This is a genomic window from Alteromonas sp. LMIT006 (assembly GCF_024300645.1).
Taxonomy (GTDB): domain Bacteria; phylum Pseudomonadota; class Gammaproteobacteria; order Enterobacterales; family Alteromonadaceae; genus Opacimonas; species Opacimonas immobilis.
This window is the reverse complement of record NZ_CP101291.1, coordinates 680874-696700: the sequence shown is the minus strand read 5'-3', so window position 1 is coordinate 696700 and position 15827 is coordinate 680874. Positions and strand designations below refer to the sequence as shown.

At 42.8% G+C, this 15827-nt stretch carries 17 protein-coding genes; 14 read left to right on the top strand and 3 right to left on the bottom strand.

Annotation, left to right across the window (positions count from 1 at the left end):
- Position 1: 1 nt before the first annotated feature.
- From recF to dnaA, 3 genes are all read right to left on the bottom strand, one after another.
- The gene (gene recF, locus NLG07_RS03300; RefSeq protein ID WP_254856284.1) at positions 2-1102 is read right to left on the bottom strand and encodes a DNA replication/repair protein RecF; all 1101 of its coding nucleotides are present in this window, start codon (positions 1100-1102) and stop codon (positions 2-4) included.
- Positions 1103-1172: 70 nt separating this feature from the next.
- Positions 1173-2276, bottom strand: coding sequence for a DNA polymerase III subunit beta (dnaN, locus tag NLG07_RS03295; protein ID WP_254856283.1), 1104 nt, complete (start codon positions 2274-2276; stop codon positions 1173-1175).
- Positions 2277-2312: 36 nt separating this feature from the next.
- Positions 2313-3722, bottom strand: coding sequence for a chromosomal replication initiator protein DnaA (gene dnaA / locus NLG07_RS03290; protein ID WP_254856282.1), 1410 nt, complete (start codon positions 3720-3722; stop codon positions 2313-2315).
- 397 nt (positions 3723-4119) lie between these two features.
- Between dnaA and rpmH the strand changes: the two genes are divergently transcribed.
- From rpmH to NLG07_RS03220, 14 genes are all read left to right on the top strand, one after another.
- Positions 4120-4254 carry a 50S ribosomal protein L34 gene (gene rpmH / locus NLG07_RS03285; protein ID WP_014290886.1) on the top strand — a complete coding sequence of 45 codons (135 nt, stop codon included), beginning with the start codon at positions 4120-4122 and terminating at the stop codon, positions 4252-4254.
- A 24-nt stretch (positions 4255-4278) separates the two neighbouring features.
- Positions 4279-4650, top strand: a complete 372-nt coding sequence (gene rnpA, locus NLG07_RS03280) for a ribonuclease P protein component (protein WP_254856281.1) — start codon at positions 4279-4281, stop codon at positions 4648-4650.
- A complete protein-coding gene (yidD, locus tag NLG07_RS03275) occupies positions 4605-4886 on the top strand; it encodes a membrane protein insertion efficiency factor YidD (protein ID WP_254856280.1) in 282 nt (93 codons plus the stop codon). Before rnpA ends, yidD begins: the two co-directional genes overlap by 46 nt.
- A gap of 8 nt (positions 4887-4894) precedes the next feature.
- Positions 4895-6583: a membrane protein insertase YidC gene (gene yidC / locus NLG07_RS03270; protein WP_254856279.1), complete on the top strand. Its 1689-nt coding sequence runs from the start codon at positions 4895-4897 to the stop codon at positions 6581-6583.
- 31 nt (positions 6584-6614) lie between these two features.
- A complete protein-coding gene (locus NLG07_RS03265; RefSeq protein ID WP_254856278.1) occupies positions 6615-7097 on the top strand; it encodes a YajQ family cyclic di-GMP-binding protein in 483 nt (160 codons plus the stop codon).
- A 6-nt stretch (positions 7098-7103) separates the two neighbouring features.
- Positions 7104-8480 carry a tRNA uridine-5-carboxymethylaminomethyl(34) synthesis GTPase MnmE gene (gene mnmE, locus NLG07_RS03260; RefSeq protein ID WP_254856277.1) on the top strand — a complete coding sequence of 459 codons (1377 nt, stop codon included), beginning with the start codon at positions 7104-7106 and terminating at the stop codon, positions 8478-8480.
- A 10-nt stretch (positions 8481-8490) separates the two neighbouring features.
- Positions 8491-8928, top strand: coding sequence for a flavodoxin domain-containing protein (locus NLG07_RS03255; RefSeq protein ID WP_254856276.1), 438 nt, complete (start codon positions 8491-8493; stop codon positions 8926-8928).
- On the top strand, positions 8928-9581 hold the full coding sequence (locus NLG07_RS03250) for a DnaT-like ssDNA-binding domain-containing protein (RefSeq protein ID WP_254856275.1): 654 nt from the start codon (positions 8928-8930) through the stop codon (positions 9579-9581). Before NLG07_RS03255 ends, NLG07_RS03250 begins: the two co-directional genes overlap by 1 nt.
- A gap of 11 nt (positions 9582-9592) precedes the next feature.
- Positions 9593-10408 (top strand): ATP-binding protein, encoded by an 816-nt coding sequence (locus NLG07_RS03245; RefSeq protein WP_254856274.1) that lies wholly within the window; start codon positions 9593-9595, stop codon positions 10406-10408.
- Between the two features lie 525 nt (positions 10409-10933).
- Positions 10934-12823, top strand: a complete 1890-nt coding sequence (mnmG, locus tag NLG07_RS03240; protein ID WP_254856273.1) for a tRNA uridine-5-carboxymethylaminomethyl(34) synthesis enzyme MnmG — start codon at positions 10934-10936, stop codon at positions 12821-12823.
- 2 nt (positions 12824-12825) lie between these two features.
- Entirely contained in the window at positions 12826-13458 is a 633-nt protein-coding gene (gene rsmG, locus NLG07_RS03235; protein ID WP_254856272.1) for a 16S rRNA (guanine(527)-N(7))-methyltransferase RsmG, read from the top strand.
- A 27-nt stretch (positions 13459-13485) separates the two neighbouring features.
- The gene (locus NLG07_RS03230; protein ID WP_254856271.1) at positions 13486-14271 is read left to right on the top strand and encodes a ParA family protein; all 786 of its coding nucleotides are present in this window, start codon (positions 13486-13488) and stop codon (positions 14269-14271) included.
- Between the two features lie 17 nt (positions 14272-14288).
- Entirely contained in the window at positions 14289-15161 is an 873-nt protein-coding gene (locus tag NLG07_RS03225; RefSeq protein ID WP_254856270.1) for a ParB/RepB/Spo0J family partition protein, read from the top strand.
- Between the two features lie 264 nt (positions 15162-15425).
- The gene (locus tag NLG07_RS03220) at positions 15426-15812 is read left to right on the top strand and encodes an ATP synthase subunit I (RefSeq protein ID WP_254856269.1); all 387 of its coding nucleotides are present in this window, start codon (positions 15426-15428) and stop codon (positions 15810-15812) included.
- Positions 15813-15827: the final 15 nt, after the last annotated feature.

Below are 15827 nucleotides of genomic sequence, written 5' to 3'. Positions count from 1 at the left end.
GCTACGGCTCCTCTTTCACCTGGCCATGTTCCACGTGAAACATTTTTTTATCATTATATTTATGTGTAAAGGAAAGTTGGTCTTGCTCAATGGCGGTTACAAACAATTGTGTTTCCGTTTTGAGTAGTTCGTCTATGAACAATTCGCGTTTTTGTACATCAAGTTCAGCACCAATGTCATCCAACAAGAATACGCCTTGCTTTTGACTATGATGATTCAAATGTAACGTTTGTGCTAATTGCAGTGCTGCAACTAGCATTCTTAGTTGACCGCGAGATAAACGTTCGACCGCGTTTACTCCATCTACCAAAACTTTCAAATCAGCTTTATGCACACCCACTGAGGTGTACCCGACCTTTTTGTCATATGCCATCCTACTGTTAAGCGCAGTATGCAAATCCATCGACTGATCCCACCCAAGATTATACGATATTTCAACCAAAAACTCAGGTAAAAATTGCTTTGAAATGCGAGTAAAATCGCTTTTTATTGAATCTATATAGCCCTGCCTGGCTACATGTACTTTTTCCCCGTACTGAGCCAACTGCGCATTCCAGTAAGCAAATTGTGCCTCATCGGTGGAGTTCGATTTTTGTAGTTGTTTTAGTAGTGCGTTGCGTTGTTTTAGAATTTTTATATAGTGTAAGGATATAACATAAAAGGATGGTTCCACGTGGAACAATCCCCAATCCATATAGCGACGTCTTTGATTTGGCGCACCTAATAACACATCCGAAGATTGTGGTGTAAATATTTGAACGGGTATATAAGAAACTAAGTCCGCCAAACGCTGAGATTTTTCCCCATTAATCGAGCACAAAAACTCATCTTTTTGATTTCGCAATAGGCCAATTTTATGCTTATTTTCATTTTCATCAATGCATTGGGCAAACACGGAAAACTGTTTGGTTTCTGATTGAATGACAGACCGATGCTTATTAGTTCGAAAAGAACGACCATATCCAAGATAATGAATGGCTTCAAGAAAGGAGCTTTTTCCAGAACCATTCTCACCGATAATAATGTTTAACGAATGAGATGGTTGAACGTGAGCTTGAACAATATTGCGAAACTGAGTAAGTTGCAGTTGTTCCAGTTTCATTTTGATTTACCCAACGAAATACGAGTACACCGAAACAGTATCCAACTCATAAAATTGGGCAATGCCAATGCTATAGGCGCATTGGCATAATGACGTACAAAGCATCAGGATTGTGTGCAGATTCAATCAATGCACTGGCGTTTGAATCGGATAAATGAAACTTAACATGGTCAGTTTCAATGTTATTCATCACATCTATTAGGTATGCGACATTAAACCCTATCTCTAATTCCTCGCCATCATAAGTGACATCTACTGCTTCTTCCGCTTGTTCTTGCTCAGGGTTGTTGGCGGTGATCTTCATTAAACCAGATGCTAAATTTAAACGAACACCACGGAATTTTTCATTTGATAAAATAGCAGCACGACTAAAAGCTTGCTTCAACTCAACTTTGTCCGCAACGACTTCTTTGGTAGTTTCTTTCGGGATAACACGACGGTGATCTGGGAAGCGCCCATCTACAAGCTTACTGGTAAATACAAAATGCGTTGCTTTGATACTTATGTGATTAGTACCAATTTTAACTTTTACTGCAGTGTCATCTGCCTCGATCAAGCGGGAGATTTCCATTACCCCTTTACGCGGAATAATCACTTGGCGAGCCGGTAATTCTGCGGTTTGATAATCAAGGTTACATAAAGCCAAGCGATGTCCATCCGTTGCAACGGTGCGCACTAAATGCGATTCCGTTTCTAGAGACATGCCATTGAGGTAATACCGAACGTCTTGTTGTGCCATAGCAAAGCTAGTGGAATCAATCAAATGCTTGAGTTCTTTTTGAGAAATCACAAACTCAACATCACCCGACCATTCCTCAAGATTTGGGTAATCATTTGCACTCAAAGTAGAAAGCGTATATTTACCACGACCGGCTTTAATCAATGCTTTGTTATCTTTAACCGAAAATTCAATCTCAGCGCCTTCAGATAAGCCACGACAAATATCAACAAGTTTCTTGGCAGGTACCGTGATTTCGCCTTCCTCAGCGTCCTCAGACAAATCAATACGAGAAATCAATTCTACTTCCAGATCAGTACCCGTTAACCACAATGAATTTTCATGAACCTTTAATAGGATGTTAGATAGAATTGGAAGAGTATGGCGACGTTCAATGGCACCAGAAACAAGTTGTAATGGTGTTAAAAATTGATCACGACTGATGCGAAATTTCATTGCAGGTTCCCCAAATTACCTAAGCATTATTGTTATTTATGAAGACAAGGTGCGAATTAAATTCTTATAGTCTTCTTTTATATCATGATTTTCTTCTTTTAGCTGTTCGATTTTTCGACAAGCGTGCAATACGGTAGTGTGGTCACGGCCACCAAAGCGATTGCCAATCTCTGGCAAGCTGTGGTTAGTTAACTCTTTTGCCAATGCCATGGCGATTTGGCGAGGACGAGCCACACTGCGACTTCTTCGTGCCGACAGAATATCAGATATTTTAATTTTATAATACTCTGCAACGGTTTTTTGTATGTTTTCAATTGTGACTAATTTGTCCTGTAGAGCCAGTAAATCGCGCAAGGCTTCACGCACAAAATCAATTGTGATCTCTACCCCCATAAAATTAGAATTAGCGATGACTCGATTCAATGCGCCTTCTAATTCTCGAACATTTGAACGCAAACGCTTTGCAATAAAAAAAGCAACTTCGTCAGCTAGATTGATCTTATTCTCTTCGGCTTTACGCTTGATGATCGCAACGCGAGTTTCTAATTCTGGTGGCTCAATCGCAATCGTTAACCCCCAACCAAAACGAGACTTCAATCTATCTTCAACCCCTTCAATTTCTTTGGGGTAGCGATCCGATGTCAATATTATTTGTTGATTACCTTCTAACAAGGCATTGAAGGTATGAAAAAACTCTTCTTGAGAACGATCTTTATGTGCAAAAAATTGAATATCATCAATTAATAACGCATCCACAGAGCGATAAAAACGCTTAAAATCTTCAATGGCATTATTTTGTAACGCTTTAACCATGTCCTGCACAAAACGTTCAGAATGCATGTAAATAATTTTGGCATCAGGCTTTTTTGCAACGATACCGTTCCCCACCGCATGCAACAAGTGAGTTTTACCTAAACCTGTACCACCGTAAATAAACAATGGATTATATGCACCGCCTGGATTATCGGCAACGGATGACGCCGCAGCTCGTGCTAATTGATTAGATTTACCTTCGACAAAATTTTCAAATAAATATGTCTTGTTAATGTTACTTTTGTGTTCCGCTGCGATGGGCTTTGCAGGGTTGCTTGGTTTCTTTAATTTAAACGAAGAAACCGGAACGCTAGATGGCTTAGGTGGATCAATAGAGGTATTGACTGAGGCACGCACATTGGAATCATTAATCGGCATCATGCGTTTGGGAAAAACATCAAACAAGATCTGAGGTGCATTATTACCGCGAAACTCTTCCAACAATCCCGCAATTGTGTCCAGATAGTTATCTTTTACCCAGTCAAGTACAAACCGATTTGGAGCAAATAATATTATCACTTCGCCTTTTGGCGTGACAGATTCCTCTGCGCGAAGCGGTCGGATCCACATATTATATTGCTGTGCGCCAACCGTGTCCTGGAGTCTTTGTAGACATTGCTCCCATAATTGCATCGTGCAAGGGCCTTGTTTGTTCTTATGTAACCGTTAAGTATACTCATGCTTGGATAAGCTTCAATAAAAAAATCAAAAATAATCACAAGCAATTGATTTAAATGCATTTATCTGGAAAACAGCCTGTGAATAACTTTCATCCAAAACAGTTTTATTTAAGCTTTTCACAGCGGTTTTTCAGCACCAATACAAGACATTTTGTGGATAAGTCTGTTAATAAACCATGAGTATCACTGTATACCTATGAATTACCGCGCGACAGAGCAAACTCTGATCACGGGACTTTCTCGCTTAAGTTTGATAAAAACATGCTTAAACACAGAAAAAGATTGACATACAACGGATTCATCTCTATTATTCTGCGTCCTTTAATTTTAACTACCAAAAGGTGTTGGTCATGAAAAGAACATTTCAACCAAGCAACTTAAAGCGTAAGCGTTCACACGGTTTCCGTGCGCGTATGGCAACTAAGAATGGCCGCAAGGTCTTAGCTGCTCGTCGTGCTAAAGGTCGTGCTCGTTTATCAGCTTAATGTGCCGCACAGACCGTTACTAAAGTGGGTCAGTTTGCCTACCCAAGAGCAATGCGTTTATTAACGCCTGCCCACTTTAGCAATGTGTTTGCTGATGCAATCCCTGCTCCATCAGCAAAAATCACCCTTCTCGCTCGCTTCAACCCAGATCACAATCATCCTAGACTCGGCGTTACAATTGCCAAAAATCGTGTACGTAAGGCACATGACAGGAATCGTTGTAAACGGATTATTCGCGAAAGTTTTCGGCTACATCAACACAGCCTACCAAATATTGATATAATCGTGATCGGTAAAAGTGGTTTAGACCAATTATCTAATCGTGAAATGCATCAACAGTTGGAACATTTATGGCGCAAACTCGTGAAACGCTGTCGCAAACATGGCGCACTATAACCACTTGGCCATTCGTTTTACTGGTAAAAATATACCAATTAGTATTATCGCCTTTTTTAGGTCATAATTGTCGCTTTCATCCAACGTGTTCAAGTTATACAATACGTGCGTTAGAAAATCATGGGTGCATCAAAGGCTTGTGGCTAGCCATAAGACGGATTAGCAAATGCCATCCATTTCATCCAGGTGGGAACGATCCTGTACCTGAAAAACATAATGATAAAGATAGTAAGTAGATAATCGTATGGAATCCCAACGCAGTTTTATTCTTATCGGCCTGGCCTTGGTCAGTTTTTTATTGTGGCAAGAATGGCAAAATGCCTATGGTCCTCAGCCTGTGGTCAGTGCCGAACAGCAAGTTGAACTGCCAAGTAATGCCGTCGCCTCAGTCGCGGGGCCACAACCACTTGGCCAAGACGTGCCAGTCGGTGCAGATGTACCCAAGGAACTTCAAACGCAAGCCAGCGCTTTACCTGTGGCAGATGCAGCGCAAGCGCAGAATGATCGTTACATCAGCGTCATCACTGACACATTATCTTTGCAAATCGACCGCATTGGTGGCGATGTGGTTAAAGCGGATTTATTAAAATACCCAGTTGAACAGGGTTCTGAAGAACCATACAGCTTATTGCGACCCACGGTGGATGGTTTATATGTGGCACAAAGCGGATTGATTGGCGCAAATGGACCGGATGCCAATCCCGAAGGTCGTCCTTTATACAACGTTCACGCCAGCAAATTTGTGTTGGAAGGTGAGACCTTACGCGTCCCTTTAACTTGGGTGGGTAATGATGGCATCGGTATTACCAAGACGTTTATTTTTACTCGCAACAGTCATGCAATCACATTAGAACAGAGTATCAGTAATAACACATCCGGTACTGCTGTCGTCCAACCTTATGCGCAATTAAAACAAACTTTTGATATGCCAGAAGGCTCTGCGATTATGCCGACCTATCGCGGTGCAGCATACGGTACAGAAGAAGAGCAATATAGCAAATATTCTTTCTCAGATATCGAAGACGAAAACTTGCGTGCTCCGACCCCTGCAGGTTGGATTGCTATGATCGAACACTATTTTTTATCCGCATGGGTACCCCCGCAAGATAGAACCAACACAATTTATACACGTGCGATTGGAACTGACTTTGCGACCATTGGTTACACGTCTGAACCAGTCAGTATCGCTCAAGGTGAAACCGCTGTATTAAATAATATTTTATACCTTGGACCAAAAGACCAAGATACGTTGAGAGAATTTGCCAAAGGACTTCAACTCACTGTGGATTATGGTTTCTTATGGTTTATTTCAGAATGGTTATTCTGGTTACTGCAAATCATTCATGGGTTTGTCAATAACTGGGGTGTGGCCATTGTCATTATCACCATTATTGTTAAGGGCCTAATGTATCCGCTGACCAAAGCGCAATATGTATCTATGGCCAAGATGCGTGAACTGACTCCTAAGATCCAGCAGTTAAAAGACCGTCACGGTGATGATCGCCAGAAGATGTCTCAAGCCATGATGGAAATGTACAAAAAAGAAAAGGTCAACCCGATGGGTGGTTGTTTCCCTCTCTTGTTACAGATGCCGATTTTCTTAGCGCTTTACTGGGTATTCTTAGAATCAGTCGAGTTACGTCAAGCACCCTTTTTCTTATGGATAACAGATTTATCAGTAAAAGATCCTTGGTTTGTCTTACCTATTTTGACAGGTGTATCCATGTGGGCGTTGCAAAAATTACAACCGATGACTATGACCGATGAGATGCAAAAGAAAATCATGCAATTCATGCCTATCATGATGACCATCTTTTTTATGTTCTTCCCTGCAGGTTTAGTTCTTTATTGGTTGATCAGTAACATCATCACCTTAGTCCAAGCGAAAATGATCTATGCCGCTATGGAAAAGAAAGGCTTAAAATCTAGCTAATTTATTAGAAAAATAATACGAGGACAGAACTATGCCATCATTTGATATTGTTTCAGAAATTGACAAAGTAGAAGTCGCCAACGCGGTAGAAAACGCGAAACGTGAGCTTGCAACGCGTTTTGATTTTCGCGGTGTCGAGGCGTCATTTGAATACAATGATGGCGTAGTCAAAGTCAAAGCCGAAGGGGACTTTCAAATCCAGCAGATGATTGATATCTTGCGCAACAACTGTGTTAAGCGGGGCGTGGATACTGCATCACTTGAACTCAAAGACAGCGACCACACTAACAAAACCTACACGCAGAATGTCGTTTTCAAGGAAGGCATTGAACAAGCCGTCGCCAAGAAAATCGTCAAACTCGTCAAAGACGCCAAAATAAAGGTCCAAACGGCTATCCAAGGTGAGCAATTGCGAGTAACTGGTAAAAAACGTGATGATTTGCAACAAGTCATGGCGTTGGTCAGAGAATCTAATCTAGGCCAACCATTCCAGTTTACCAACTTTCGCGACTAATTCAGCATGGCAAATTTGCCAGAACAACACGATACCATAGTTGCCCAAGCCACTGCCATTGGCAAAGGTGGCGTTGGGATCGTGCGTGTTTCTGGGCCACTCAGTCATGACGTTGCTGTCGCAATCCTGGGCCACTGCCCTGCACCTCGATATGCCTACTATGGCGATTTTAAAGACCATGATGGAACGGTGCTCGATCAAGGCATCGCTATTTTTTTCCGTGGTCCAAATTCCTTCACAGGAGAAGACGTCATTGAGTTTCAAGGGCATGGCGGTCAAATCATTATCGATTTATTGCTCAAGGCGATTACCGCGCACAATAAAGTAAGACTAGCCCATCCAGGTGAATTTTCTGAACGCGCATTTCTCAATGACAAATTAGATCTCGCCCAAGCTGAAGCCATTGCGGATTTGATTGATGCATCATCTGAGCAGGCTGCACGTTCTGCCTTGCGCTCACTGCAAGGGGAATTTTCCTCGAGAATTCACGCACTCGTTAACGATATTATTGGTCTTAGGATGTACGTCGAAGCGGCCATTGATTTTCCAGAAGAAGAAATTGATTTTCTCTCCGATGGTAAGGTGCAAAAGGATATGGAGACCATCCTTGATGCTTTTGCCGCGGTGCAGCGCGAAGCCAAACAAGGGGCTATTTTGCGCGAAGGGATGAAAGTCGTGATTGCTGGACGACCCAATGCCGGCAAATCCAGCTTACTCAATGCCCTAGCCGGTCGTGAAACAGCGATCGTCACCGATATCGCTGGTACGACCCGAGATGTGTTATCTGAGCATATTCACATCGATGGTATGCCTCTGCACGTGATTGACACCGCAGGTCTGCGAGAGAGTCCAGATAAAGTAGAACAAATTGGCATCGAACGGGCTTGGCAAGCCATCGAAACCGCGGATAGAGTCTTATTTGTAGTCGACTCAACCGAATCACACGCTGCTGATCCACATCAGATTTGGCCAGAGTTTATGGCGAAACTCCCACCGAATATGGGAGTCAGTGTCATCCGCAATAAGGCTGACTTAAGCGGGTTACCCGTCGAGCAAACCGAAGTAAACAGTTATCCGGTACTGTCGCTCAGCGCAGCCAATAAAGCGGGTATCGATTTGCTTGCCGAACACCTAAAAGCCTGTATGGGATTTGTCACCAATACTGAAGGACAATTTTTAGCACGCAGACGTCATATCAACGCCCTTGCGGTTGCTGGTGAACATTTGCATATTGGTTACGAACAACTGATGGGGCATTTTGCAGGCGAATTATTGGCCGAGGAATTGCGTCTAGCGCAACAAGCACTTAATGAAATCACCGGAGAATTTACTTCTGATGATTTACTTGGCAAAATCTTTTCATCCTTTTGTATTGGTAAATAAGGTTTATCACATGGCGCACATTACCTCTCCATTTTCAATCATTGTTGGCTCCATGTTAGGCGCAACCGAATATGTTGCGGATGCAATCAAGGCCAAATGCGATGAACTAGGTTATGCCGCTGAAGTGTATTTTCAACCTCAGTTGGCCGAAATTGATCGCAACACCACTTGGGTAATCTGTACTTCTACTCACGGTGCAGGCGATTTGCCAGACAATATTCAGCCTTTTCACGATGAGCTTACTAATATTACGCTAAGCAATACCTATTATGTGATAGGGTTAGGAGATTCGTCTTATGACACCTATTGTGGTGGTGCTGAAACCATGCACAAAACCATGCAACAATGCGGCGCGTCGGCATTAGCCCAGCCCAAACTGATTGATGTGTTACAACACCCGATCCCTGAAGACATTGCAGTGGATTGGTTTGCTGAGCAACTCGCCTAATGCTAACTGATGCAGAATACGCAGCGCTATTGGAAGTAGAATCCAATGCTGCGCGAAGTTTATATGTGTTAGGTTTACGTCCTAATGCTCATGCAGTGACTGGAGCGACACAACCGATTCACTATCCTTCTCTGTGCAAAATCGTTAACACCAAAGACGAGCCTTTTACCCAAGGACGTCAAATCAATCGATTGTTCAAACACTTGCTCAAACAAGGTTTAATCAAGCTCGGTACAGGGCAAGATATCGAGCATTCTCTGCGCGAGCAACGCCTTGTCTTACCCATGATGATCGTTGCGAACGAACCCTATATCGAATTGCACACGAAGCGCTTTGGTATGCACATGCAGTGGACACCTGATGAGCGTTTATTTTCAGAATTAGCGCAACTTGTTGGATTACTTGATAAGCAATATATCCAAGAAGATATAGGTGATTTTATCAGTTATTGGATGGGTCGTCCGGATAAGCAATTTAGTCAATTTCAGTGGACGCAAAAGTTCGTATTACAACGCAAAACCAAAATGGGACAACAGGCACAGCCTGCAACACACACTGTGGGCTATCAAAGTGTGTCACAAGATGGCAAAATACAGGTTGATGACAAAACCAAAGCGTTCATAGAGCGTTATAAAGACAAATCAATCAAATAAACGAGGGTCGCGTGGACAATTTACAAGACAAAATCGCCAGTCTCGGCAAGCGTTTGGGCAAACTCACTACACCGGAAACCGTCACGCCATATCATGAACTCCGTGCCCAATATCAAGCTCAAGCCAATCGCGATATTGCCGCGTTACAAGCACAAAGTAAGCAGCAACGTATCGCGTCGATTTTTGGTCAAGCCGACCTCAATCCGAATTGGCGTTTTGACACGCTAGTCAATGATGCGGATGACATGAGTGAAGCCATTAGTTTTGCGCAATCCTTTATCCGTGCTTACGACGATCCAAATTTTCGTGAGCAATCATCGCACATGTTTATTTTTTATGGAGACTACGGGCGTGGCAAATCGCATCTAGCCGGTGCTATTGCACATCATTTGATTGAACACTTTGAAACCAGTGTACTGTATCGCCAACTATCCAGTTTACTTGAAATGCGTTTTTATTCTTATGATTACGATGCCAAAGACGGTGTGGCTGAACAATTTAGAGAGATCCAGCAAGACTTACTGAATGTGGATTTACTCATCCTAGATGAAGTCTGTGTGAATGAAACCATGCTCAAGAAAAACGCGCAAAGCTGGCTTGGTAATTTGTTGCGTCTGCGCCAAGCCGCTAAGAAAAACTGCATCCTGATCACCAATCACTCACTCAAAGATTTGAGCATTGCTTTGGGCAAATACTGTACCGAATCCATCAAAGAATACGATACCTACAAAATCCAATTCCAAGGCCCTTCCCGACGAGAAGAATTTGTGGACGATGCGGTCTCGCATACTCCGGTCACTGGATATCAACCCAACCAAGTAAAATAATTAATAAGCCTACTATTAATAAGCGCCGGTGCCAGATTCGGTGGTGGGCCAAAACTTGTGCTGCGTGCCTCAGGTGGCAGTGTCAACATCAAAAAAAGTTAATCACAAAATTGAATCTCGATAATTATTGAACTATACCGACTTATTCACAGCTCATACAGTTCTGTGGATAAGATCGGTATTTGTTTGGGGCTATGTTCGGTATGAATCGATCATAACTTTGCATCAAAAACCACTTGTGGATAAATCAGCTTTTTATACACAGGATGTACGCAGTTACAAACCGATCTTAAGTTGAGTTATGATCTCTGTAGTAGATTGTTTTTATTAAATAAAAAACAGTTATCCCAAGAAAACGTCTCACTTAATAATAACAATAATAAACTAAGATCCATAAAGTATGTTTTATATAATTATCCTCGCACTTCGCACAAACCTCTTTTCTCTTTTACAAAGACAAAAAAATTAGGCACAACATCACCTTTAGGCTAAAATATACCCGATTAAAAAATTCAAGGTATCCTTATGTATTATCAACAAGCGTATGACGTCATAGTCGTGGGTGGTGGCCATGCTGGCACCGAAGCTGCGCTTGCTGCCGCACGGATGGGCGCAACCACTTTGCTTTTGACCCACAATATGGAAACACTTGGACAAATGTCCTGTAATCCAGCCATTGGTGGTATCGGAAAAGGTCATTTAGTCAAAGAAATCGATGCGTTAGGCGGCGTCATGGCACATGCCATTGATAAAGCTGGGATCCAATGGCGTACCTTGAATGCTTCAAAAGGGCCAGCGGTACGTGCTACGCGTGCGCAAGCTGATCGCAGTTTGTATCGCAATGCCGTTCGACACACATTAGAGCATCAAAATAACTTGACTATCTTTCAGCAATCTTGTGATGACTTGATTGTCGAAAATGACCGTGTCACTGGGGTTGTTACCCAAATGGGGTTAAAATTCAAAGCCAAAACGGTCGTATTGACTGTTGGTACGTTTTTAGGTGGAACGATCCATATTGGATTAGAAAATTACAAAGGCGGTCGGGCAGGTGATCCACCATCCATCGCTCTTGCTGAGCGTTTAAGGGCTTTACCATTTAGAGTAGATCGCCTAAAAACCGGTACTCCGGCTCGCCTAGATTCACGCACCTTGGATTATTCCAAGATGCAGGAACAACCAGGTGATACACCACTTCCGGTATTTTCATTTATGGGCAGTGTTGCCGATCATCCAGAACAGATCCCATGTTACATTACTCATACCAACGAACGGACCCATGACATTATCCGTGGTGGTCTGGATCGCTCGCCAATGTTTACGGGTGTGATTGAAGGGGTTGGTCCACGTTACTGCCCAAGTATTGAAGACAAAATCACCCGTTTTGCAGATAAAACTTCGCATCAGATTTTTGTTGAACCAGAAGGTCTCAACTCGATAGAAATTTATCCTAACGGGATCAGTACTTCGTTGCCTTTTGATGTGCAGTGTGACTTGATTCACTCCATTGCGGGCTTTGAAAATGCACACATTATTCGCCCTGGATATGCGATTGAATACGATTTCTTTGATCCACGCGATTTGAAGCAATCACTCGAAACGAAATATATTGATGGCTTGTTCTTTGCTGGTCAGATTAATGGCACTACAGGTTATGAAGAAGCCGGTGCACAAGGTTTGCTTGCAGGTGCCAACGCTGCGTTACAAGCAGCTGATAAAGAAGCGATTAGTTTACGTCGCGATCAAGCATACATCGGTGTATTAATTGATGATTTGGCGACATTAGGTACTAAAGAACCGTATCGGATGTTTACCTCACGTGCTGAATACCGTTTGTTATTGCGTGAAGATAATGCGGATCTGCGTTTGACCGCCCTTGGCCGAGAAGTTGGCTTAGTTGATGATGTGCGATGGGCGGCATTTAATGAAAAAATAGAACTCATTGAGCGTGAAAAACAGCGTTTAAAAGGCCAATATATCCATGCTAAACACGCTTCGGTAAGTGAACTCAATAAAGTATTGCGCAATCCTGTGACGCGTGAACATTCATTAGAAGAATTGATCCGTCGTCCTGAAATGACTTATCAAACGCTGATGGGCATTGAGAGTTTGGGTCCAGGTCTGAATCATGTTCAAGCGGCGGAACAAGTTGAAATACAAATCAAATACGCTGGATACATTGAGCGTCAAAAAGACGAGATTGCCAAAACTCAGCGTCATGAGGAAACTTTGTTGCCAGCGGATTTTGATTATAGCCAAATCTCTGGGTTATCCAACGAAGTGGTAGCTAAGCTGAGTGAGTCTAGACCAGAAACCATTGGCAAAGCGTCTCGTATTTCAGGTATCACCCCAGCGGCAATTTCATTATTGTTAGTGTATCTCAAAAAACACAACATGTTGCGCAAGAGCGCATAGACATGGAAAAAGCACAGTTACTCGACTTTCTTGATTCGCTCATTGCTAAAACAGACCTTGAGGTGAGTTTTTCTCAGCGTGATGCTCTCATAGAGTATGTATTGCTCATCAACAAGTGGAATAAAGCCTATAATTTAACTGCAGTGCGTGATGTCAAAGAGATGGTCGTCAAGCACATCATGGATTCCATTATGGTGATGCCGTATCTAACAGGTCAGCAGTGTATTGACGTTGGCACTGGACCGGGTTTACCAGGGATCCCTTTAGCCATTATGTGCCCTGACAAAGAATTTACCCTTCTCGATACTTTGGGTAAGCGAGTGCGTTTTTTGAACCAAGTGGTCTACGCCTTAGGCTTAAAGAATGTGACACCGGTTCAGGCAAGAGTCGAAGAATATACCGAAAATAACGAATTTGATGTCGTGATCTCACGTGCGTTTGCGAGTCTTAAAGATATGTTGCACTGGTGTGCACATCTGATACATTCTAAGGGTGAGTTTTTGGCATTAAAAGGCCAAGATCCTGTTGATGAAATTAATGAGTGTCAACAAGAATATGAGGTTTCAAGTAAGTATGCGCTTACTATACCAAATTTAAATGCTGAACGACATGTGCTCATAATTCGTCCAAAATAAATATAAATCACAGGTAGTGACAGAACAGTGGCAAAAATTATAGCAATTGCAAATCAAAAAGGCGGTGTCGGCAAAACCACCACCGCTGTGAATGTGGCTGCGTCGATGGCAGCGACAAAACGCCGTGTATTGCTCATTGATCTTGACCCACAAGGCAATGCGACCACAGCGAGTGGGATCACCAAACACGATGCCCCCGCTACCTGTTATGAATTGCTTATTGAGGATATGCCGGCCAAGGATGTCATCATTAAAGAAACGACTGGCAAATATCACTTGATTGCTGGCAACAGTGATAATACCGCTGCAGAAGTAAAATTAATGGAGCTTTTTGCCCGCGAAGTTAGATTGCGCAAAGCATTAGAGCCGATACGAGAGCACTACGACTATATTTTTATCGACTGCCCTCCCTCTCTGTCACAGCTGACGGTCAATGCGCTTGCCGCTGCAGATTCGGTGATAGTCCCGATGCAATGTGAATATTATGCATTAGAAGGGCTAACAGAGCTAATGGGCACCATCGAAAAACTCGCTTCTGTGGTTAATCAAGATTTGTGTATCGAAGGCATTTTGCGCACCATGTACGACCCACGAAATCGTCTGGCCAATGATGTCTCAGAACAATTAAAACGACATTTTGGCACGCAAGTGTACCGCACTGTGATCCCTCGCAATGTCAGATTAGCAGAAGCGCCAAGTTATGGTGCCCCTGCCATGTATTACGATAAGACTTCTACCGGTGCAAAAGCCTATCTGGCACTGGCCGGTGAGATTTTAAGACGAACTCAAGCAGCCAGTAAACAATCTGCATAGGTGTATAGGTAACTATTATGTCAGGAAAAAACAAAGGCTTAGGACGCGGATTGGACGCGTTATTAACGGCGTCACGTGCCGTACCAGCGCCGACTAGCGAATCTCGATCTGATAATAGTGACTTAACGTCTTTACCCATCGAGTGGTTGCAACCGGGAAAGTATCAACCGCGCAAAGATATGTCACCAGAAGCACTAGAAGAGCTTGCTAGTTCCATTACGGCACAAGGTGTTATTCAGCCTATTGTGGTGCGTCCGGTTGGAGTTGAGCAATACGAAATCATTGCTGGTGAGCGTCGTTGGCGAGCATCGCAGATGGCACAACTGCATGAAGTCCCCGTCATTATTAAAGATGTACCGGATGAAGCGGCCGTAGCCATTGCCCTAATTGAAAATATTCAACGCGAAGATCTCAATGCGATGGAAGAAGCTCAAGCGTTAGATCGTTTGATTCTGGAATTCCAACTCACCCAACAAGAAGCGGCAGAAGCCGTCGGCAAATCACGTTCTACGGTCACTAACTTATTGAGGTTAAATTCATTAGAAAATGAAGTTAAAACCTTACTTGAACACGGTGATATTGAAATGGGTCATGCCCGAGCTTTACTCTCGCTCACCGGTGAGATTCAGGTCGACGCAGCACAACATGTTGCCGGTAAAGGGTTAAATGTCCGTGAGACGGAAAACTATGTACGACGTCTCAATGAGCCCAAAAAAGACAAACCCATTCCTACCATCGATCCAGATGTTGAAAAATTGCAAACGCGTTTATCTGAACAGCTCGGTGCAGCTGTAAAAATTAGTCATAATGCCAAAGGCAAAGGTAAGTTGACGATCGATTTTGGCAATCTTGACCAACTGGATGGGATCCTGGCTCACATTGCTAAATAGCCCAGATGCGTAGCAATTTTGTTAATGACTTTTTAGCAAAACATTACATGTAAACATCTGTTTAAACCCTCTGTTACGACTTTGGCACTAAGCACTTGGTAGGAAATCTGAATAGCGATGGTCCCTTAGCCTATATTCTCCCTAGATCATTCACCAAAACAATTAACCCCATAACTTGTATATAGAAATGATTATTGTTGCAAAAAAAATCCTGACAAGTATACTCATCATCGCTAAACATAGGTAAGAAAGAAAGAGACAACAGTGGCTATCGCGATAATCAGTAAGGGCGTCGTATTAGCCAAACGAGCATTGATTGCTCAGAGCGTGATTGCACTATTAATAGTAATAACAAGTCTGCCTTTTTTTTCATTTCCCACAGTACTGAACTATGCAGCAGGCGCATGTATCAGTATTTTACCTAATCTAGTGTTTACCTATTTTGCGTTTCGTTATAGTGGCGCAACCAAAAAACACTTAGTCATGAAGAGCATGAGCCAGGGCTCCAAATTAAAACTGGCGGCAACAATTATATTATTTGTGATGGCATATCAGCTGTTACCTACCGGCCCGGTGGCATTACTTGTAGGCTTTGCGATCACAACTGCGACTCACACCATCTCTGTCATGTGGTTGAGCGCAAAAGGATGAATTTTAAATTACATA

What these genes read in the sequence shown, in the direction of transcription:
- rsmG (WP_254856272.1), top strand. Translation starts at nt 12,826, where the DNA reads ATGGAAAAAGCACAGTTACTCGACTTTCTTGATTCGCTCATTGCTAAA.
- mnmE (WP_254856277.1), top strand. Translation starts at nt 7,104, where the DNA reads ATGGCAAATTTGCCAGAACAACACGATACCATAGTTGCCCAAGCCACT.
- NLG07_RS03255 (WP_254856276.1), top strand. Translation starts at nt 8,491, where the DNA reads ATGGCGCACATTACCTCTCCATTTTCAATCATTGTTGGCTCCATGTTA.
- dnaN (WP_254856283.1), bottom strand. Translation starts at nt 2,276, where the DNA reads ATGAAATTTCGCATCAGTCGTGATCAATTTTTAACACCATTACAACTT.
- NLG07_RS03250 (WP_254856275.1), top strand. Translation starts at nt 8,928, where the DNA reads ATGCTAACTGATGCAGAATACGCAGCGCTATTGGAAGTAGAATCCAAT.
- recF (WP_254856284.1), bottom strand. Translation starts at nt 1,102, where the DNA reads ATGAAACTGGAACAACTGCAACTTACTCAGTTTCGCAATATTGTTCAA.
- dnaA (WP_254856282.1), bottom strand. Translation starts at nt 3,722, where the DNA reads ATGCAATTATGGGAGCAATGTCTACAAAGACTCCAGGACACGGTTGGC.
- yidD (WP_254856280.1), top strand. Translation starts at nt 4,605, where the DNA reads ATGGCGCAAACTCGTGAAACGCTGTCGCAAACATGGCGCACTATAACC.
- NLG07_RS03265 (WP_254856278.1), top strand. Translation starts at nt 6,615, where the DNA reads ATGCCATCATTTGATATTGTTTCAGAAATTGACAAAGTAGAAGTCGCC.
- rpmH (WP_014290886.1), top strand. Translation starts at nt 4,120, where the DNA reads ATGAAAAGAACATTTCAACCAAGCAACTTAAAGCGTAAGCGTTCACAC.
- mnmG (WP_254856273.1), top strand. Translation starts at nt 10,934, where the DNA reads ATGTATTATCAACAAGCGTATGACGTCATAGTCGTGGGTGGTGGCCAT.
- NLG07_RS03225 (WP_254856270.1), top strand. Translation starts at nt 14,289, where the DNA reads ATGTCAGGAAAAAACAAAGGCTTAGGACGCGGATTGGACGCGTTATTA.
- yidC (WP_254856279.1), top strand. Translation starts at nt 4,895, where the DNA reads ATGGAATCCCAACGCAGTTTTATTCTTATCGGCCTGGCCTTGGTCAGT.